Source organism: Dyadobacter sp. LHD-138, from assembly GCF_030929615.1.
GTDB lineage: Bacteria > Bacteroidota > Bacteroidia > Cytophagales > Spirosomataceae > Dyadobacter.
Map to the genome: position 1 here is coordinate 1 of NZ_JAVFVU010000032.1, position 19,923 is coordinate 19,923.

Annotated in this window: 16 protein-coding genes; 13 read left to right on the plus strand and 3 right to left on the minus strand. The window is 44.1% G+C overall.

What is annotated here, in order from left to right; all coding sequences use genetic code 11:
* Positions 1–111 precede the first annotated feature (111 nt).
* From RB622_RS21915 to RB622_RS21970, 12 genes are all read left to right on the plus strand, one after another.
* Positions 112–1,473 carry a hypothetical protein gene (locus RB622_RS21915; RefSeq protein ID WP_308048817.1) on the plus strand — a complete coding sequence of 454 codons (1,362 nt, stop codon included), beginning with the start codon at positions 112–114 and terminating at the stop codon, positions 1,471–1,473.
* A 4-nt stretch (positions 1,474–1,477) separates the two neighbouring features.
* Positions 1,478–1,900, plus strand: a complete 423-nt coding sequence (locus tag RB622_RS21920; RefSeq protein WP_308048818.1) for a rhodanese-like domain-containing protein — start codon at positions 1,478–1,480, stop codon at positions 1,898–1,900.
* Positions 1,901–1,926: 26 nt separating this feature from the next.
* Entirely contained in the window at positions 1,927–3,657 is a 1,731-nt protein-coding gene (locus tag RB622_RS21925; protein ID WP_308048819.1) for a tetratricopeptide repeat protein, read from the plus strand.
* Between the two features lie 548 nt (positions 3,658–4,205).
* Positions 4,206–7,220, plus strand: coding sequence for a TonB-dependent receptor (locus RB622_RS21930; RefSeq protein ID WP_308048886.1), 3,015 nt, complete (start codon positions 4,206–4,208; stop codon positions 7,218–7,220).
* A 48-nt stretch (positions 7,221–7,268) separates the two neighbouring features.
* The gene (locus RB622_RS21935) at positions 7,269–8,615 is read left to right on the plus strand and encodes a RagB/SusD family nutrient uptake outer membrane protein (RefSeq protein WP_308048820.1); all 1,347 of its coding nucleotides are present in this window, start codon (positions 7,269–7,271) and stop codon (positions 8,613–8,615) included.
* An 18-nt stretch (positions 8,616–8,633) separates the two neighbouring features.
* Complete coding sequence (locus RB622_RS21940; protein WP_308048821.1) at positions 8,634–10,013, plus strand: DoxX family protein; 1,380 nt, start codon at positions 8,634–8,636, stop codon at positions 10,011–10,013.
* Between the two features lie 40 nt (positions 10,014–10,053).
* Positions 10,054–11,712, plus strand: a complete 1,659-nt coding sequence (locus RB622_RS21945; RefSeq protein ID WP_308048822.1) for a hypothetical protein — start codon at positions 10,054–10,056, stop codon at positions 11,710–11,712.
* Positions 11,705–12,304: a cytochrome c gene (locus RB622_RS21950; protein WP_308048823.1), complete on the plus strand. Its 600-nt coding sequence runs from the start codon at positions 11,705–11,707 to the stop codon at positions 12,302–12,304. The genes RB622_RS21945 and RB622_RS21950 overlap by 8 nt, the downstream gene beginning before the upstream one ends.
* A 27-nt stretch (positions 12,305–12,331) precedes the next feature.
* Positions 12,332–13,582 carry a sulfite dehydrogenase gene (soxC, locus tag RB622_RS21955; protein ID WP_308048825.1) on the plus strand — a complete coding sequence of 417 codons (1,251 nt, stop codon included), beginning with the start codon at positions 12,332–12,334 and terminating at the stop codon, positions 13,580–13,582.
* 581 nt (positions 13,583–14,163) lie between these two features.
* Positions 14,164–14,961, plus strand: coding sequence for a glycosyltransferase family 2 protein (locus RB622_RS21960; protein ID WP_308048826.1), 798 nt, complete (start codon positions 14,164–14,166; stop codon positions 14,959–14,961).
* Positions 14,945–15,793 carry a glycosyltransferase family 2 protein gene (locus RB622_RS21965; RefSeq protein ID WP_308048827.1) on the plus strand — a complete coding sequence of 283 codons (849 nt, stop codon included), beginning with the start codon at positions 14,945–14,947 and terminating at the stop codon, positions 15,791–15,793. The genes RB622_RS21960 and RB622_RS21965 overlap by 17 nt, the downstream gene beginning before the upstream one ends.
* A 5-nt stretch (positions 15,794–15,798) precedes the next feature.
* Positions 15,799–16,506 carry a glycosyltransferase gene (locus RB622_RS21970; protein WP_308048828.1) on the plus strand — a complete coding sequence of 236 codons (708 nt, stop codon included), beginning with the start codon at positions 15,799–15,801 and terminating at the stop codon, positions 16,504–16,506.
* A 2-nt stretch (positions 16,507–16,508) separates the two neighbouring features.
* On the opposite strand, the gene RB622_RS21975 is transcribed toward RB622_RS21970, so the two are convergent.
* The 3 genes from RB622_RS21975 to RB622_RS21985 are packed head-to-tail and all read right to left on the minus strand — an operon-like array spanning position 16,509 to position 18,811.
* A complete protein-coding gene (locus RB622_RS21975; RefSeq protein ID WP_308048829.1) occupies positions 16,509–17,378 on the minus strand; it encodes a glycosyltransferase family 2 protein in 870 nt (289 codons plus the stop codon).
* Positions 17,379–17,420: 42 nt separating this feature from the next.
* Positions 17,421–17,807, minus strand: a complete 387-nt coding sequence (locus tag RB622_RS21980) for an FdtA/QdtA family cupin domain-containing protein (protein ID WP_308048830.1) — start codon at positions 17,805–17,807, stop codon at positions 17,421–17,423.
* Positions 17,786–18,811, minus strand: a complete 1,026-nt coding sequence (locus RB622_RS21985) for a glycosyl transferase (RefSeq protein WP_308048831.1) — start codon at positions 18,809–18,811, stop codon at positions 17,786–17,788. Before RB622_RS21985 ends, RB622_RS21980 begins: the two co-directional genes overlap by 22 nt.
* A 196-nt stretch (positions 18,812–19,007) precedes the next feature.
* Here RB622_RS21985 and RB622_RS21990 point away from each other — a divergent pair, with 196 nt between their 5' ends.
* Positions 19,008–19,796 (plus strand): methyltransferase, TIGR04325 family, encoded by a 789-nt coding sequence (locus tag RB622_RS21990; protein ID WP_308048832.1) that lies wholly within the window; start codon positions 19,008–19,010, stop codon positions 19,794–19,796.
* Positions 19,797–19,923: the final 127 nt, after the last annotated feature.

Here is a 19,923-nt window from a genome sequence, read left to right on the forward strand (position 1 = left end):
AAGATAAAAGCGTTCCGTTCCACCTCACGGGGTGTCAGGGATATTTCATTCTTCCTTTTCAGACTATCCAAACTCTACGCATGAAGTCCCGATTCAATTCCCCCCAAGAATTTGGCTTGTTCCCTAATTGTTCCGCTGACGGTGGAATGGTACACCAGGCTTTTCAATGTAAAAACGTTATTTGAATTTTTTTCAACATTAACCGGGTACCGTGTCGATCTTGTTAAAATCCCAGGTGAAAGTGGCCGCTGGGGACTGGCAAGTTACGCGAATTGGGGGGCAGCGCTGTTGATTGCCCTGGCGGGTGCCACCGTTTGGACGTTCGCCGTTAGAAAAAGAGAAAGAAAAGAATACAACGAATTGTATTACTGGATCAGGACGCTGGCCCGTTACCGGATCGGTATCGGCATCATCGCGTTCGGATTTTTGAAGTTGTTTCCTATGCAAATGCCGTTTCCTTCAATCAGTAACCTGGAAGCAACAATTGGGGAATATACAGCCTACAAAATATACTGGCAGTCGGTCGGGGTTGTCATTTGGTACGAAATATTTCTCGGTTTCATCGAAGTTTTTGCAGGGGCGCTTATGTTTTTCAGAGCCACTTCAGTTTTGGGAGCGATCATTAATCTCGGCGTATTGTATAACATAGCCCATGCAAACCATGCCTACGACGGAGGTGTCCATGTATACAGTGCCTATTTTTCTTTGCTTTCGGCCTTTGTACTCGCACACGAAGTACCGTACGTGTGGAAATTGTTAATTAATGAACAGAATGTTGACCCCGTAGAATACGTACCGGTTTATCATTCCAGGTGGCTTTCAAACAGCCTGCGGACTTTGAAATATGCAATTGTGATTGGTTTTGTCTTTGTCTACGGTTGGATCCGTTATGATATGCATTACAATCAGGGCAGGCTAAAAGAGCCGAAAATGCCGGGTTTGGCGGGAGCCGCAGGTTTTTATGATGTCACTGAATTTAAAATCAACAACAAAATTCTTCCTTATTCCCCGCTTGACACGGTTCGCTGGCAAAATGTGATCTTCGAAAAATTCTCAACACTTATTTATCAGGTTAACCGACCGGTCAGCATTTCGCTTGCGAACGGAACTCCACAGACAAAAGACGTTGACCGGAGTTATGAACTGGCCGGAATCGGCGGAGGGCGAAGATTCTTTTATTATGACGCAGACACTAAAAATGGTTTGCTGTATCTGAAAGATAAGAACATTGCAAAAAGTGAGGATGAAGCCGGAACGAAGATAAAAAAGACGGATAAAAAAACGGGAGCGAAACCGGACAGTATTCCGCCACTTGCCTGGCACTTTCAGCGGCCGTCCAAAGACCGGATTATCCTTTCTGGAATTGACGACAGGAAAGACTCCATTTATGTCGTGCTCGACAGGGTCAATAGAAATTATGCTTTAACGAAAAGCAGAAAAGATCATAAAAAAACAGTTCAATCTAAATTTTAAAACCATGAAAAGAGTACTTTTAAGTATCGCGCTTCTATGCGCGTTGTCACTGAGCGTTTTGGCGCAAAATAAATCCAATGTGAAAGCGGATGAATTTGACAAGAAAATCGGGCACAAAGGAGTCCAGCTTTTGGATGTACGCCGTCCGGCAGAATACGAGGAGGGGCATATCAAAGGTTCGACGCTTACGAACTGGGAGGACAAGGCTTCGTTTGAGGAACACACCAGACATCTTGATAGGGACAAGCCGGTATATGTCTATTGCCGGAGCGGTAAGCGCAGCAGCGACGCGGCCACTTTTTTGTCTGAACAGGGATTTAAAAATGTAGTGAACCTGGAAGGTGGCATACTGGGATGGAAACAGGAGGGAAAACAGGTTGAAACGGGTTCGGAAAGCCAGGGCGCCGCTTCGGTTTCCAAGCATTGATTATCGGTTTTTATGAAAATTAAAATATGAAATTTCCTTTTTTATTGTGTTGTCTTATTTCCATAAATGCACTGGCCCAGCGTGACCGGCAGGGGACGACCCAGAGCAGCGGACACGACCATGCCAGTCATGTGGACGAAAATGAATTTGCCCATAATCACCTTGAGCATATCCAGGCTTACCGCAAGGAAACAGCTTATGTTCACAATCTTCCGCCTGCTCAGTTTCTGGAAGGGGTCGGAACTTCCCATTTAAAAATTACTACCCAATCAGAACTTACCCAGAAATATTTTAATCAGGGGGTGGCACTTCTGCACGACTTTTGGGACTTTGAAGCCTACCGTTCTTTCAAAGAAGCGATCCGTCAGGATTCTTCGGCGATTATGCCGTACTGGGGACTTTACAGCGCCATTGGTGCAACGGAAGGGACCGACTTTGATCAGGATAAAAAGCTGGCGGTAAAAAAACTTAAAGCATTGAAAGGTAAAGCATCTGAGCATGAGCAGCTTTATGCCGAAGCCATCCTGCTCCGGGATTCCCCAGGTGAAAACAGCCAGAAGGAATACCAGAAAAAACTGGAAATACTCGTGCACAAATATCCGGATGATATCGATGCCAAATTGTTTTTAGCACTTAGCAAAATGACCGGATATGATGTGGAACTCAACCCGCGTGAAGGTCAGATTTACAGTGAATATCTGCTGCGGGATGTTTTAAAATCAGAGCCGGATCATGCGGGTGCACACCATTACTGGATCCATTTAATGGAAAACTGCTGCCCGGATGAAGCGGTCAAAAGTGCTGAAAAGATGAACCAGCTGACGCCGGGCGCTGCACATATGGTGCATATGCCGGGCCATGTTTATTTCAAGCTGGGTCAGTATCAGAAAGCACACGAAGCCTTCGTTGCGGCTATTTCGGTGGATTCGATTTATATGAAAAAACAGGGAATCCCCGAAGTGGATACCTGGAATTACATTCACAACATCAACTACCTGCTTTCCAACTGCGCCGAAGACGGACATTATAAAATGAATTTGTATTATGCGGAAAAATTGCAGCACATGCCTGTGACCAGAGAAAGGAAAGCCAAATATGAAGGACGCTTTTTCTATCAGGGCATTGTGGCGTCGGCAAAAATGGGGCTTTGTTTTGGCTATTATAAAAAAGCAGCAGACCGGCTGAAATTGATCAATGACAAGGACAGTATTTTTACCGGAAAGGCTATCGCTTACAAAGACGGACTGTATCTTTTTGCGCTGGGAATGGACGCTGTAAAACGAGGGAAAGTAGACGAAGCAAAAAAATATTCAGATGCTTTGGATGCCCATTTATACCGAAACAGCACCCAGTCAAAAACAGGTGATGTGATTGCGGCCAGAAGGCTTGGGGACCTGAATGTGGCATCGCTGGAATTACAGGGCCTGATCAAAAGTCTGGAAAACGAAGACGATGAAGCGATTAAGATTTTGACGGTTGCTCAGAAAAAAGAGCACGACCTGGGTTACAGCGAACCGCCATCGTACGCACGTCCGGTGCTTATCAGTCTGGGAGAAGTGTACCTGAAAGCCGATAAATATGATCAGGCGATCCAGGCTTATGAAGCCCTGGGCAAGAAGCGCCCGAACAGTGCCAACGCGCTGTGGGGGCTTTATAAAGTGTACAAGAAGAAAGGTGATGCTGAGAAAACAAAACAATATGCAGCGCAACTAAGCGAGGTGATCAAATTTGGAGATAAGGCTTTGTATCCGCTTTAACTTTCTGGATCGGTGGCATAAAATCCATCCATGTATTTCACGGTGAATCTGTAAATTTCTGAAAATTGAAAATTTGCAGGTTCTTCCTTTGGCTAATAAGTTATCAATTTAAACTTATTAACAGATTGTAAATTAGGGTTATATGTTTTCATTCTTAAACTAATTTCTAAAAAAACAGAAAATGTTTGAAGATTAAATATTAATAACATTACTTTGTCTATTGAATTAGTAGAGTATATTGTGGTAAACTTCACTTTGCTATTAAGATCGTGCCAGTTTCAAGCGGAGAGCCTGTTGGTGTTTTCATTATCTCTATATAATTTATAGATCAAATCAATTTAAAGTGCCTGGATAAAAATTTAAAAAAAAGTTGCGTAAAAAAGAACCGCCCTGCCAAACAATTCGATCTCGAACATCGAATCCGGCAGAGCGGAGGGGATTCAATCGTCTAAATTAAATCAATCAAATGTATGTATTTTATTACTAATGAGTCAAGGTCTCATTTGCGGGAAGAGCTTGTTTTTAACAGGATCATAGCAGCCTTTGCTATGGTGTTGCTGTTTTTTGTTGCACAAAATCAGGTTTTTGCCCAGTCGGCCAGCGCTGGCTCACTGGTGGTTAGTGGAAAAGTAACCGATGAAAACAAGGAACCGTTGCCGGGTGTAAGTATCCGCATCCATAACACGAGCCAGGGAGCAGTTTCAGATACAGAAGGTAATTTTAAGCTAACCCTGACGAAACCCAATGAAGTGCTGACATTCTCTTTCATTGGATACAAAACACTTCAGGTAAATTCCGGAAACAGAAGCACGGTTAACGTTGCATTGGCGTCTGATTATAAGTTGTTAAGCGAGGTTGTGGTCGTGGGGTACGGTACGCAGGAGCGTAAAAATGTGATCGGTTCAATCAGTAAAATTGATCCTGCCGAAACCAAAGGAATTCCTAGTGGAAGCTTCGACGCGCAGTTGCAGGGAAAAGTTTCGGGGGTGCAGATATCAAGCAGTACGGGTGTTCCAGGCGAAGCGATCAACATCCGCGTTCGCGGGGCAACTTCTATCAACGCAAGTAATGATCCTCTGTACGTTCTGGACGGCGTTTTTATCAATAGCACGAGTAACCAGACATTCAGTACCGGTGGAAAGGCGACCTCTCCAATTGCTGATATTAACCCGTCCGATATTGAAAGTATTGAAGTATTAAAAGATGCAGAAGCAACCGCTCTTTATGGCTCGCGAGGGGCAAATGGTGTGATCATCGTGACAACCAAACGCGGTAATTTTGATCAGAAGCCGAAAATCAATTTTAGTACCTCACAAGGATGGGCAAAAGCTGCTAAACTCTGGGACCTGACTACCGGTCCCGAACATGCGCAGTTGGTGAACGAATGGTGGATTAATACGGGAAAAGATACACCGTCACTCAACAGAACTGAAGCAAACCGTCCCTTCCGGGCTGTTTCGGAAGGTGGTCGCGGGTTGCCGGAAGAACAGCAAACGTATGATCGTTTGAGCGAGGTTTTTCAAACGGCACATCTTCAAAATTATGATCTGTCTCTCAGCGGCGGCACGAAAACGACGAAGTATTATATCGGAGGAGGTTTTAATAACCAGGAATCAATCCTGAAACCGATCACTTTTCAAAGAGCCAGTTTTAAGGTAAACCTGGATCAGAAAGTAAATGATGCCGTCACGGTTGGCGTAAGTAATACTTTTTCACGTACCTACCGGAATCAGGCAAGAGCGGGGGACGGGCCTGCGGGCGGGCTTCTTCAGGCGGCACTTCACACGCCGACCTATCTTGCTCCGACAAATGAAAAGGGGGAGCTGGTTGGCCGTGCAGGTTTTGACAATACCACGCTTCTTTTAAAGTACTACGATGTAAACTCAACAAGTCTTCGCTACATCGGAAACCTGTACGTAGAAGCGAATTTGCTTCCGAACCTTAAATTCAGATCCAGCGTCGGTATTGACTACAATAATTACGACGAATCGGAATATTGGAATACATACCTGATCACAGGTAGCCCTGCCGGTCTTGCAACATCGAGTATCGGTCAGTATACGACCTGGATTAATGAGCAAACACTTTCTTACCGTAAAAATCTTGCTGCGAAAAGTTCTTTTGGAATTCTTGTAGGGAATACTTTACAAAGCTCGGTTTCCTCCCGCACAGCCGCAGAAGGGCGTGGATTCGCTAACAATTCGTTCACACAAATATCTTCCGCCGCCACAACGACAAGTTCTCAGAATTGGAGTAAAAATACACTTGCATCCTTTTTTGCCAGAGCGGATTATAATCACGGCGGTAAATATTTAGTGGATTTCAGCGTTCGTGCGGATGCTTCCTCACGTTTTGGGCAGGACAATAAATGGGGCTATTTTCCGGCTATGGGTGCTGCGTGGCGTATCAAACAGGAAGGATTCCTTAAAGATACCCGTGTGATCAGTGACCTTAAACTGCGTACCAGTTATGGTATCACCGGTAACCAGAACGGGATCGGGGATTTCGCAGCTCGCGGACTTTGGGCGGGTGGTTCTTCGTATGAAGGCTTGCCAGGCATTGCACCGCAGCAATTATCAAATCCAAATTTGAAGTGGGAAAAAACAAGTCAGTTTAATGTGGGTCTTGACCTCGGCTTATTCGATCAGAGAATTACCGTTGAACTGAACGCTTACAGGAAATACACTTCCGACGGGCTCCTGACAGTGGCTTTGCCTGGAACAAGTGGATTTAATACCTATTGGAGCAATGCGGCTGAAATCAGCAATAAAGGATTTGAATTTAGTATCCAAACAGCCAATATCAGAAAATCTGATTTTACCTGGACAACCAATTTCAACGTAGCCAGAAATGCTAACAAGATTGAAAAACTGGACAATCCCCTTCGCTACGGAAGCCGCGATTTGATCTTGCAGCAGCAAGGCTCGCCGCTATACTCTTTCTGGGTTTACAAACAGCTTTATGTTGATTCTCAAACAGGAAATACCGTATATGAAGACGTTAACAAAGACGGAAAAATTACTGTCGATGACCGTCGGGTGAATGGAAGTATCTGGCCTAAATTCTTTGGCGGTATTACCAATAATTTCACGTACAAAGGGATTGACGTTGGCGTTTTCTTCGCATATCAGTATGGAAACAAAATTTATAACCATAACAAATTCTTCGGAGAAGGCGGTGGTGCACGGGATGCGGCAAGGGTGATTTTAGCGAGCAATAATGACAGATGGCAAAAACCAGGCGACGTGACTGACGTACCAAGACCCGACGGTGTGAACGTAAATAACTACCGTGATGGCGGCAGTCGCTGGCTTGAAGACGGTTCGTTTCTTCGCCTGCGTTCGCTGAATGTGGGATACACGATTCCCAAAGTATTTACCAGCAAATTAAGAATAGAAACACTTCGCCTGTTTTTGCAGGGTGCTAACCTGTTGACTTTCACTAAGTATACGGGTCTTGATCCTGAGTCCAGTGCCAGCAGTGCTGCCAATCAGCAGGGAATTGATTTGGGAACGCCTCCACAGCCACGTTCTATTCAGGTTGGTTTAAATATCACGCTGTAATCAGCGAAGCAGAAATAAAATAAAATTCTCAAAACTAAGATGAGAAATATGAAACGAGTTCATTATTTACTTGCATGGTCACTAAGTTTTTCGACGCTAACATCCTGCGATTCTTTTCTGGATGTAGAGCCGAAAGCTTCAATCTCTGACGAGCAAACCATATTCGATAAAGCGTCTGCGGAAACGGCGCTGCGTGGTATTTACAATGCCGTGGCAAATTCAAATTATTACGGAACATCTTTCCAGTCAATAGGGTATTTATCCGGTGATAACATTCAGTGGACGGGCTCTCAGTCGCAGGTTCAGGAGTTTATTAATCATAAGGTAAGCGCAGAAAATGCGACGATCAGTAACGCATGGATCGCTATTTATGCAACCATTAACAGAGCTAATCAGGTTATTTCAAAAGTCCCTGCCGTGTCTGATCCTACGTTAACCGACGCATTGAAAAATCCAATCGTTGGCGAGGCTTATTTCATCCGCGCGCTGGCTTATTTCGATCTTGCCAGGACCTGGGGTGGCGTTCCGCTGATCACACAGCCGACTTCGACGCCCTCTGAAAACTCCGGCATCAAACGCGGCACTCAGGCCGAAACGTATGCGCAGGTGTTGAAAGATCTGGATGCTGCCGAGCCGCTTTTAGCGGAAACCGTGAACCGGTATCATGCGACCCGCAAGACGGTTTGGGCATTAAAATCCCGTTATTACTTGTACCAGAAAGACTGGGCGAAAGCAGAGGAGTATGCAACCAAAGTGTTAGCCGATGCTGCAAATTATAATTTACTGAAGCCATACAGCGCTTTTTTCGCAAACAATGTCCGGGGAACACAGGAATCTGTTTTTGAGATTTTCTATAACGGAACTTCTGAAATCAACGATCACCGCGGACAATGGCAGCCGCAGACGAATGGAGGAACACGTCAGTGGGCACCTAACGATGCTTTTGTTGCCCTGGTTAACGATCCATTGAAGGGAGGAAACAGAAGTACGCTCGTTGCGAAGGATAATCAGGCGCGCTGGTATGGCAATCTTTATTACCGTTCTCCCGGTTCGGATCCTTCTTACGTAATCCGCATTGCCGAGCTGTATCTGATCCGGGCGGAGGCACGTGCGCAGCAGACAAAACTGACCGATGCGGCGACGGATGTAAACGCAATCCGTGCAAGAGCTGGTCTGGCTGCAACCGACGCCGTTTCGAAGGATGACCTCCTGCTGGCTGTTGAAAACGAGCGGAAAATTGAGTTTGCGCTGGAACCGCACCGCTGGTTTGATTTGGTTCGGACCGGCCGTGCAGCAACTGTGCTGAGCATTACTGATCCGAACCGGTACCTGATGCCAATTCCTTCGGTGCAGCTTCAGACTGACAAAGCTTTGGAACAAAATCCAGGATATTAATCCTTAAACCCTTAATCTATGGCAACGCTAAATTTGTCAAATGGTTCGCATACAGCGGATGAAGCGGACTTGAATGCCCAGCCGCATTGGAATAATGCTGAAAAAACCACATTCCGGATATCGTTTATCTACTTCTTTTTGCTCGCCTTTCCGCTGGATTGGAAGTATTACAACGCCGTATTTTCAATCAATTGGCTCGATCTTCATTACCGTGATTTCTTTAACCTGGCTCATTATTCGCCTCAGTTTTTTGCTGAGAATTCTTTTCTTAATTTAATCGGTTTACTGGTTTTGGCAGTAATCGGCGGCTTGCTCTGGGGCGCAGTTGACAAAGATAAAAAGGAGTATCATGCGCTGTATTACTGGATCCGGGTCATCGTTCGTTACCGGCTCGCGCTGGGTTTGATCGCGTATGGTCTGATCAAATTTTTTCCACTACAATCGCCGCTTCCGTCCATCAGTAATCTCAATACGCAATACGGCGATTTTTCTGACTGGAAGATATTTGCGCTGACTTTGGGTGTCGTACCCGGATATCAATCGTTCCTCGGTTTGGTGGAAATTCTTGGCGGACTTTTTCTTTTAAACAGAAAAACAACCTCCATCGGAACGCTGATCATTATCCCGTTTACTGGAAATGTTTTTGTGTCTAACCTTGCTTATGGCGGTGGAGAAGCAGTTTACAGTTTTTATCTGATTCTTCTTGCGCTGTTTTTATTCGCTTTTGATGCGCCGAGATTTTACAGCTTGCTCGGTCTGGAAAGACCGACGATACCAAATCGTTTTCATCCTACCTATGCCGTGAAATGGCAGCAATACGGACGTGTTGGCTTAAAATTGTTTTTCATCTTCTTTTTTGTCATCCTGTTTGGTTTTAAAACCAGAAACGGATATCTGAACGATCCTTACCAATATCCCAAGGCGCCGGGTCTGCTAAAAGCTGCGGGTGTTTACAACGTGGCCGAATTCAAGATCAATAACAAGGTCTTGCTTTATTCCCCGACCGATCCGGTACGCTGGAAAGATGTGGTGTTTGAAAATTGGGCTACGCTAAGTATCCGTTCAAATAAGCCGGTCATCATTGATTCAACCAACATCGAAGAGATTAAAGAAAATGACCGGGATAGGGTATATGAATTTTTAGGATCTGCCGGAAGACATTATTACAGTTACAAGATCGACGAAGCGCAGCAGGTTTTGAAGCTTGAAAACAGAAATAAAAATGACGCTGCGGACAAATTTCAACTGCATTACACACGCCCGGATTCGGCAACGATCGTTCTTTCAGGGATTAACAGCGACACGGATTCTGTTTTTGTGAGACTTGAAAAAATCAACAAAAAGTATTTACAGACGGAAGTCAAGAAGCTGGGAAGAAGAAGAAGTCCGAAACTTTGAAATGAAACTGTTCGAAAATAAGCGATAAATAATATTCATTATGTCAATCACAACGAGTAATTCGGCAGAAATCACAGAAGAGTCCAATCGTGGACGGACTGTTTTAACCGACGCAATCAAGGCGAACCAGACAGACAAACAATGGCCCGAATGGCAAAAAAACCTGTTTCGTATCGCCTTCATCTTTTTTGTCAGCATTTCCCTTCCCTGGAATCCGGAGTGGTATAAGGTTGTGTTTTCTATCGATTGGACGAATCTTCACTACCGCGATCCTTATGATGTAGCCAGATTTGGTTCGGGATTGGAAATCTTCGGCCGCACGCTTTTCGGAAGCAGTATGAACGGATATGCGACCTACGTGATCACGCTGATTTTTGCTGTGGTTGTCGGAGCGCTCTGGACTTTGGTGGTTAAAATTCTCAAAAAAGATCCTCAGCATTATATCCAACTGAATTACTGGCTGCGCACCATTGTGCGTTACCGTGCCGGCATTGGAATCATTGGTTTTGGATTTACCAAGCTGCTGCCAACGCAAATGCCATATCCTTCGCTTGGACTTTTGAACACGGATTTTGGCGATTTTACTTTACAAAAAATTTATTGGCTGTCCGTTGGAATTGTTCCGTGGTATCAGGTTTTTGCCGGCGTAGTTGAGATTGCCGGCGGTGTACTTTTGTTTTTCAGGAAGACAACATTTCTTGGCGCAGTACTTCTTTTCGGAGCCTTGGGCGATATCGTTTATGTGAATTTTGCCTATGATGGCGGCGTGCATGTTTACAGTTCTTATTTTGTGATCTTGTCTGCTTTTCTAATGGTGCAGGACATTCCGCGTCTTTACAATCTTTTCATTCTCGAACGTTTTACGGTACCTGTCAACTACTATCCGACGTTTACAAAGGTCTGGCAAAAATATGCCCGAATTGGCGTCAAATCGGCCGTAATTGGTGTATTTCTATTTCTGTTTTTTTATCTATCACTGGTAAATTTCTTGTACGATCCTTATAAACAACCTTCAACAGCAGGTATAAAGGAGCTGCGTGGCAACTACAATGTGACAGAATTCCGCGTTAATAATAAGGTAATTCCTTATTCACCTCAGGATACGGTAAGATGGCAATGGGCTACTTTTGAGAAATGGACATCACTGACTTTTAAGGTTAACAAACCGACTAAACTTGACCTTTCCAATGGCGGAGGTTCACCGATGAAAGACATCAGCAGAACTTTTGAATTGACAGGAACGGGCGGCGGACAGCGGGTTTTTCATTATTACGGTGATCCCGTTGCGCATGTTCTTTATTTACAGGATAAATTCAAGGCGGCATCCGGCCGGGAACTTGGTGCACGCGATGCAACCGATCTTTCAGGCGGTGCACCAAAACCAAAGAAAAACAAGCTCAGACCTGAGGACCAGCCAGATCCAAACTGGATCAGTAAAGCTGCCTGGGTTAACATTGGCGACGAAGTTAACAAAATTGATTCTCGTGCCGCATCTACACGCCGTGACCGCGAATTTGCTGAGGCACCTAAAAACGAAAAGCGTAACCGGATGATTTTGAGCTATCAGACAACGGACGGATCTCGTGTGATTTTAAAGGGAATTGATCAGAATAGAGATTCTCTTTACGTCGTGCTGGATCGGGTCAGTAAAAATTATGTTTTGCCAAAAAGTACGCTCGATGCAGGAAAATATGACTAAGTCCGGAATTTTTATCGGCGCATTTTGCCTGCTTTTCTCGATATCGTTAACCGCACATAAAACTCTGACTTCCGCTCAAAACGGTAGTCAGGCTGATACGCTTGATTACCCTAGAACTTTCGGATTCGGCAGAGCGGCTACATTAGAAGAAATTGCACTGCTGGATACGGATGTCCGGCCCGATGGTAAAGGTCTCCCCGCAGGTTCGGGAAAAGTTGCTGACGGCAAGCTGGTTTATGCAGCCAAATGTTCTGGTTGCCACGGTGTAACGGGCGTTGAAGGCCCGAATGATGCTTTGGTAACGGTAAAAAATCCTGCTGATCAGAAGACAAAAGCAAGGAGTAAAACGATAGGAAATTACTGGCCTTATGCCACAACCGTTTTTGACTATATCAAACGGGCGATGCCTTTCAACCAGCCGGGGTCGCTGACGGATCAGGACGTGTACAACCTGACAGCGTTTTTGCTCCATGAGAACGGTTTGATCAAACCGGACGAGGTTATCAATGCCCAAACACTTCCCAAAGTGATTATGCCGGCGCGTGATTTCTTTGTCCCTGATGATCGTCAGGATGGTCCGGAAATTCGTTAGTATCGTATTTAAAACTGAACAAAATTCATGCCTGATCGAAAGGGAGATAAACCGCTTGTAACGGAGAAAAAAATAAGCCGAAGAACACTTCTTGCAGGCGCTGCAACGGCTGCGGTGGTCCTGGCACAGACGGCTTCGGGAAAAAGTTTTCAGGCTGCGCTGACAAAATCTGAGCTACATTTATTAGAAGATCCAACCAAAGTTCCGGGCGTACCGCCTGGGACGCTGGGAACAAGATCACCGTTTGAAAAACCGGCTAAAGCACCTTCGGATATATCTTCCAGAACGCCCTTGCAAGATTTATTTGGAACCATAACGCCATCTGATCTTCATTTTGAGAGAAATCATAATGGAGTGCCTGCGATCGATCCTGCCAAGTATGAGCTGGTTATCCATGGAATGGTGGATAAGCCGATGGTTTTCACGCTCGCCGATTTAAAACGTTTTCCTTCGGTTTCACGTATTGCTTTTCTGGAATGTTCCGGTAACTATCGCAGTGCAGCGGACGGGAAAATTACCCCGCAGCAAATTTGCGGCCTCACCAGCCAAAGCGAATGGACTGGCGTAAAACTTTCGACTTTATTTCGCGAAGTTGGTGTCAGTCCCAAATCAACCTGGTTTCTGGCAGAAGGCGGGGATGCTGCGGTTATGACTAGAAGTGTTCCCGTTGCAAAAGGCTGGGAAGATGCGATCGTTTGTTATGCGCAGAATGGCGAGGCGATCCGGCCGGAGCAGGGATATCCGGTCCGCTTATTTCTGCCAGGCTGGGAGGGGAATATCAATGTGAAATGGCTAAGAAGAATTGAGCTGTCCGACCAGCCTTTCCAGACCAGACAGGAAACCTCAAAATATACGGAAGCAATCGGTGGCGGGAAAATCAGGCAGTTCAGCTTCACCATCGATGCGCGCTCGATCATCACATACCCCTCGTATCCACAAAAGGTGGAAAGAGGCTGGATCGAAATTCGGGGCATAGCATGGAGTGGCAGAGGAAAAGTTGTACGCGTGGAAGTAAGTACCGACGCAGGGAAAACCTGGAAACCGGCTGAATTACAGGAGCCTGTAATGGACAAGGCGCACACGGTATTCCGTTATTTATGGAACTGGAACGGGCAATTGACTGAAATCCTTAGCCGTACCGTAGACGAAACCGGTTATACCCAGCCCTTTTTAAAAGAACTTATGGCGGCCCGTGGGGGAAATATGGGGTATCATTTTAATCCTGTCACGGCCTGGTACATCCAAAAGGATGGGCAGGTTCTGTTTAAAGCAACATAGAGGATTTTGTGTTGATTTTATAGAAATATCTAATCTTAACACAACTAACATTATCTTCGTATGCATCTATCTTCCCCATAACGCATCGCTTTTTCTACTCGCGGAAACGATTTTACCATGGATTACCAATTTATAGCATCCCCAAATTGCTGACATGCGTAACAATCCCAAAAAATTTAGATTTTCTTTGCTGTAATTCCGGTACTTTTTAGATATTTACGTTGTCTCTATGTTTAGAAGACAATCATCCCTAACGATCATAACTTATGTACTCCGCCAACATTTCGCCTTCTGGTTTTTTCTTACTGGTGCAACCGGTTTCTACACAAACGTATATAGACTTATGTAACCGGTTGTTCTGATATCAGTTCTGGTTAATATCCTGGGCACTGTACTTCTCCTTATGCGTTATTGTAACTGTTAATCGATCAAATTATTGCTTGATTAAGGTTTTACGTATATCTGTGTGCTGTCTTTGAGATACTTACCGGCTTTCGGCAAAAAATAATAGTCTCTATACCGGGTAATCCCAGGTTAAGACTATTGCCTGAACTTTGTAGGAAAAACAATCTGAACGATCCATGAATCCTGTTCTGCCAACATCTCTTATTATTGCTACCTATAACTGGGCCGAGGCACTGCGCTGCTGTCTTTTAAGTGTGGCCCGGCAGAAGATTCTGCCAACCGAAGTTATTATTGCTGATGACGGATCAGACGACAGAACGCGCGCGGTAATCAACGAATTTCAAAAGGAATTTCCTGTTCCGATTATTCATGTTTGGCATGAAGATGAGGGTTTTAGAAAAACCAGGATTCTCAATAAGGCCATTATGCAAAGTGTCGGGCAATATTTGATTCAGGTGGATGGAGATGTTTTGCTGCACCCGTTTTTTGTAAAAGATCATATCGCAGCCGCCGAACCCAACACGTTTGTTCGGGGGAGCCGTGCACGCATAACTGCGTCCAGAACCGCGGAGTTGCTGAGGACCTGTCGTACTGATATCGGTTTTTATTCCCAAGGAGTTTACCACCGGCTTAATGCGATGCGTTTGCCTGTGTTCAGGTCCCTTGGCCGGCGAAAAGAAATGGCCAGCCGTAGTGTCCGCGGCAGCAATCTTGCCTTTTGGAAGGCTGACTTTCTTCGGGTCAACGGTTACAACAACGAACTGAACGGATGGGGGCATGAAGACGAGGAGCTGGCAGCTCGTTTTATCAATAACAACATCATTAAAAAGATAGTGAAACTGAGTGCGGTACAGTATCATTTGCACCATGAGGAATTACCAAGATTAAATGAATCGCATCATAGCCGGATAATTGAAAAAACGTTGGTAACAAAAGCTAAAATCTGCCTTAATGGATATGAAAATCTTTACTAAAAGCTCTCTTATAATTTCAACCTATAATTGGCCGGAAGCGCTTCGGCTTTGTCTGCTGAGTGTGAAAGAGCAGTCGGTGTTACCGGATGAAGTCATTATTGCCGATGATGGTTCAACGAGTCAAACTTTTGAGGTAATTGAGGCGATGCGGCCAACGTTTCCGGTGCGCCTGGTACATATCTGGCAAAAGGACGACGGATTTCAGCTTTCTAAAATCCGCAATAAAGCCATTGCCATGAGCTCATTCTCTTACATTATTCAAATTGATGGCGATTTAGTTTTACATAAACACTTTATCAAAGATCACCTTGAATTAAGTGAGCCGGGTACATTTGTTGCCGGAAGCCGGGCATTGATGAATCGGCAGTTATCCGAAAAACTGCTTCGTTTGCAGAAAGCCAGCATTCATCTTTTCGAACCCGGTGTGAGCAATATATGTAACCGGTTTCATATTACCTGGCTTAGCAGATATTTGGCGGATCGTTATAAACCTCAGGATATTTTTGCTTTGCGCGGGTGCAATATGGCGTTTTGGCGGGAGGATCTTGTACATGTCAATGGTTACAACGAATGTTTTCAGGGATGGGGCAGAGAAGATAACGAAATCGCGGTACGTTTGTTCAACGCGGGTCTTAGGAAACGGGCCATCAAGTTCGGCGGGATCGTTTTTCATATTCATCATCCGGAGGCCGACAGGGGAGACTGCCTTGAAAATGAAGAATATCTGACCTATGCGCTACGGCACAAGTCAGTCTATTGCAGTCAGGGGCTTGATCAGTATTTTGACGTTGTAAATCAGGTTGAGCACGCAGAAAATACACTTAGTCTTTGATTGAAATGAGTACTCCCCAGTTAATTTCTATTATTTTAGTCACCCGTAATGCGGAAAAATTTTTGCAAAGATGTCTTGATAGTATCTACATGCAGGAATATCCCGGCATTGAGATCATTGTCATGGATGGCGCCAGCACAGACGACACACCGGCTATTCTTCAGGCGAATTCGGGCAAACTGACCTATTGGAAAAGTGAAAAAGACGATGGAATTTATGATGCCATGAACAAAGCGTTGGGGCATGTGCAAGGTCAATGGGTCTATTTCATTGGCGCAGATGATGTTTTAACACCTGCCTTTTCAGACTTCGCCAATGAATTAAAAGATCCGGGCAGTATTTATTACGGAAGTGTGCAAAAATCAGGGAGAAAATATTTAGGAAAACTTTCACCCTACAAGCAGGCCAAGATTGGGATTAACCATCAGGCGATCATCTATCCGGCGAAAATTTTCTCTCTTTATCAGTATGATACAAGTTATAAAATATCAGCAGATCATGTACTGAACATGTGGTGTAACAAGAATCAGGATTACCGGTTTGCGTTCAGAGACTTTGATATTGCCGTCTTCAACGACACCGGCGTCTCTTCACTTCAAAAGGATCTTTTTTTTGAAAAGCAAAAAAGCAGACTGATTTTACAGTATTTTGGACTCATTATTTATCTGCGGTTTCAATTCAGAATACTGAAAGGGTTGTTTTCGGGTAGCTGATATCAACTATCACTGAAAACCACACCCTTGTGCCTGTCAGAAATAATCTTGGGAGGCAGATCAAGTATCCTTGCCTGTAGGCGTTCGCTCCATTTTTTTTTCGGAATTAGCTTTGTCAGAATCAGTAATATGCGGCAAAGTCGCATGCTTAAGTCTTTCCCGTATTTTTTTTTCTCTTCGCCCACCAATGAGACAACCTGTTCTAAATACCGGCTTCTCTGATTGAAGCTCTTTTGATTTTCCCCTCTAAACCGAAATCCCCCCAGGATAAACGAGGTTGTATACAATTTATCATGCCTGAAAAACCGAAGCCATAATTCAAAATCAGCGGCCAATGAATAATTCTGAGCGATGTAACCACCTGCCTGCTCCCATAAGCTGCGCCGCCAGAATACCGATTCCTGCTGTATAAACTGGCCATTAAATAAAAGCAAACGCGACCTTGACCAACACTGGGCATATGGCTGGTTATCATAAACAAAAGGATGGCCACTTTCATCAAAATAGGTATTTGAACCCATAATCCAGCGCACGTTTCCAAATTTTTCGAAAAGGTTCGCTGCCATAAACAGCGACTTTTTATGGTACATATCATCCGAATTTATCCAGGCCATGATTTCTCCGGTGGACTTTGCGAAGCCTTTTTGAAGGCCATGATAAAGGCCGTCATCTTTTTCACTTACCCAGTACGCAAGCTGCTTTTCATACTTTTTGATGATGCTAACGGAGTTATCCATACTTCCACCATCAATAATGATGTATTCCAGATTTGGGTATCCCTGGCCAAGGACTGAAAGAATCGTGTCTTCCAGATATGCTCCCTGATTAAAGGAAGGTGTCACAATGGTGATTTTGGGTAAATTTGAAACCATAGGCAATGCAAGCGATAGCAATAAGGGTAAGTCAAAATCGGATTACAGCATGGGTAAAGCCGCACCTAGATAGGGTTCATAAATATAGTCATCGGCATCAAATAATTCGGAAGCCAGCACCATTAGCATGGCGTCTTCTGTAAAGTCATACATTTGATGCCAGTCCGCAGGATCAAGCAAAAGGCACTGGTCGGCAGAATCCAGAATAAATTCATGTGCATCGCGATCGTTGTGATTATATATTTTACAGCTTCCCTTTAGGCATATTGCTGCCTGTATAGTCTTTTTATGTCTGTGCCCGCCCCGGACAGAGTCGTCAACACCATAAATGTAAAAAATGCGTTTAATGTCAAACGGTATAACGCGTTCGATTACGGTCAGATTTCCACGGCTATCTGTGAACGTTTTTAGGTTAATGAGTCGTGCCAAAGTAAATTAATATATGGTTGAAATTTCTTTCTTTTTGCGTAATTCTTATACTTACCCCTTAGCCGGAAATGGATTTTTCGTGAGAGGCTGATCTTTATCCAGGTTAACGGTAAGGGATTTTCATGGAAAATTGCCGTTGGTTCAATCACCTGAATTTGAGACTCAGCAGCCTGAATGGCCCTTACGTAAAGTTCATAAACAAACTGAACGACATCTTTTTTCAACAGATATTGCTCTGCTGTAAATCTGAAACTGTCGTTGATACAATACCGAAAGTCATGAAAATGATAGAAAATCAGTGGAACTTTTAGTGATTGCTGACTTTTAATCCAAATCTTTTCAGCGATGCTTTCGTATGTATATTCCTTTGAATTCCATGGCGCGACGCCTCCCCCGTGATGTTCGAGAACATGTACACCCGCAAACCGCGCTGTCCAGTCGTCCAGATACTTCTGGTCGCCAAATTTTCCATCTTCAAAACGGTTAAAACACCAGGCTAAACAGGCTTTTCTCCACCAATCGAGCGCAATCAGCCCAAGTTCGGTATTTTTGAAGGTTACGAACTGGACACAATATATGCCGCTTAATTCGGACTGATCATAATCCGGGCTATACCGGTGTTTGGTGATCAGAACAGCATTTTCTCCCATTTCGTCCGTCAAAACTTTGGGATCCGAAAAGAATAACAAATCTGCATCCACATAGGTACAATGGTCCAGGGAATAAGTATGGATACAATGCCAGATGGTCGAAGAGGTGCAGGTCCAGCAATATTCACCTTGAGTGCGACTGTCCTTTACCGAAAGCAGTTCCGGAGTTTCGAATTCACTTAGGGAAATGATGGTTGCATGAGAGAGCTTCATCCGCAGAAGGACCGCATGACATGCATCATCGAAGGCAAATATATAAAGGTGAAAATCAGTGTTTTGACTTAGTAACGAGTTGTACATCGCCAGTCCCCGTGAGAGGTAAAAAGAATTAAACAGGGTGCAAAAGTTTTGCATGAATCAGAATACAATTATGAGGGTTTTTACGCAAGTAAAAATATCAATTAATACGATCAGTTTTATCTTTTTTTGATGGAAATTGGAAAAGTAATCGTCGTACCTTTACATTCTTATGACGTGGGTATAAACTTAGCGTTCCGATACCTCAGGATAAAATAAAATTTTAAATTGCGCTATATTTTAATGTAAGCACATGCCGTTATTCAAGCTAAAAAAGAGAGGAAAAAGTAAGTATGGTTGGTTTGGGGACTATAAAAATTGGGCGGAACTGACTGCACTGTCGGGAGGCTACGAAGCAAATGGAATTTTGGACATCACAAAAGCATCACTGTTGAAAGTTAAAACGGGTGAGGCTGTTTATGAGCGCGACTCGGTGTTGTTTGACAAAAAGTTGTATCCTTATTCCATGATATCGGCACTCCTTTATAGTGCTGTTGCATGTGGAGGTGCTCTGAATGTACTGGATTTTGGCGGCTCATTGGGGAGCACCTATTATCAGGTAAGAGACCTTATTCCTTCTTCTGTTAAGCTGCAATGGAGCGTTGTGGAGCAAACGGATTATGTTAAGTGCGGACAGGAACTGTTTGAGGATGAAATTTTGAAATTTCATTTTACAATTGCTGAAAGTATGTCTTCCGTCAAAGCGGATGTGCTAATTTTATCAAGCGTTGTCCAATATCTGGAGAAACCGCACGATTTTCTAAATGAAATACAGGGTTTTGGTTTTAAATACATCATCATTGACCGAACTTCATTCATCAAAGATAACCAACCCGACCGGCTGACTTTACAAGTTGTACCCCCGGATATTTATGAGGCAAGGTATCCGGCGTGGTTCTTTAATGAAAAAAAGCTGCTCGAACATTTCAACAATTATGACATTAAGGTTGAATTTGATTCGTATGTCCCGGGAGAGCAGGATATTGAGATTGACCATGTTAAGCGTGGGTATGACAAGGGATTTTTCTTAATCAAAAATTAAACGTTTGGGATTTTGCAGCATAGTATCTCTTTTTCGTTAAGTCCATTGTGGTTTATTTCTTTTCTATATTGAAGCGTCTTCTGTTGAATTACTGGTCTCTTGTATTTTTTCGACAATCTGTTTACAA

What these genes read in the sequence shown, in the direction of transcription:
- RB622_RS21960 (WP_308048826.1), top strand. Translation starts at nt 14,164, where the DNA reads ATGAATCCTGTTCTGCCAACATCTCTTATTATTGCTACCTATAACTGG.
- RB622_RS21950 (WP_308048823.1), top strand. Translation starts at nt 11,705, where the DNA reads ATGACTAAGTCCGGAATTTTTATCGGCGCATTTTGCCTGCTTTTCTCG.
- RB622_RS21920 (WP_308048818.1), top strand. Translation starts at nt 1,478, where the DNA reads ATGAAAAGAGTACTTTTAAGTATCGCGCTTCTATGCGCGTTGTCACTG.
- RB622_RS21935 (WP_308048820.1), top strand. Translation starts at nt 7,269, where the DNA reads ATGAAACGAGTTCATTATTTACTTGCATGGTCACTAAGTTTTTCGACG.
- RB622_RS21990 (WP_308048832.1), top strand. Translation starts at nt 19,008, where the DNA reads ATGCCGTTATTCAAGCTAAAAAAGAGAGGAAAAAGTAAGTATGGTTGG.
- soxC (WP_308048825.1), top strand. Translation starts at nt 12,332, where the DNA reads ATGCCTGATCGAAAGGGAGATAAACCGCTTGTAACGGAGAAAAAAATA.
- RB622_RS21965 (WP_308048827.1), top strand. Translation starts at nt 14,945, where the DNA reads ATGAAAATCTTTACTAAAAGCTCTCTTATAATTTCAACCTATAATTGG.
- RB622_RS21975 (WP_308048829.1), bottom strand. Translation starts at nt 17,378, where the DNA reads ATGGTTTCAAATTTACCCAAAATCACCATTGTGACACCTTCCTTTAAT.
- RB622_RS21985 (WP_308048831.1), bottom strand. Translation starts at nt 18,811, where the DNA reads ATGCAAAACTTTTGCACCCTGTTTAATTCTTTTTACCTCTCACGGGGA.
- RB622_RS21930 (WP_308048886.1), top strand. Translation starts at nt 4,206, where the DNA reads ATGGTGTTGCTGTTTTTTGTTGCACAAAATCAGGTTTTTGCCCAGTCG.
- RB622_RS21925 (WP_308048819.1), top strand. Translation starts at nt 1,927, where the DNA reads ATGAAATTTCCTTTTTTATTGTGTTGTCTTATTTCCATAAATGCACTG.
- RB622_RS21945 (WP_308048822.1), top strand. Translation starts at nt 10,054, where the DNA reads ATGTCAATCACAACGAGTAATTCGGCAGAAATCACAGAAGAGTCCAAT.
- RB622_RS21970 (WP_308048828.1), top strand. Translation starts at nt 15,799, where the DNA reads ATGAGTACTCCCCAGTTAATTTCTATTATTTTAGTCACCCGTAATGCG.
- RB622_RS21940 (WP_308048821.1), top strand. Translation starts at nt 8,634, where the DNA reads ATGGCAACGCTAAATTTGTCAAATGGTTCGCATACAGCGGATGAAGCG.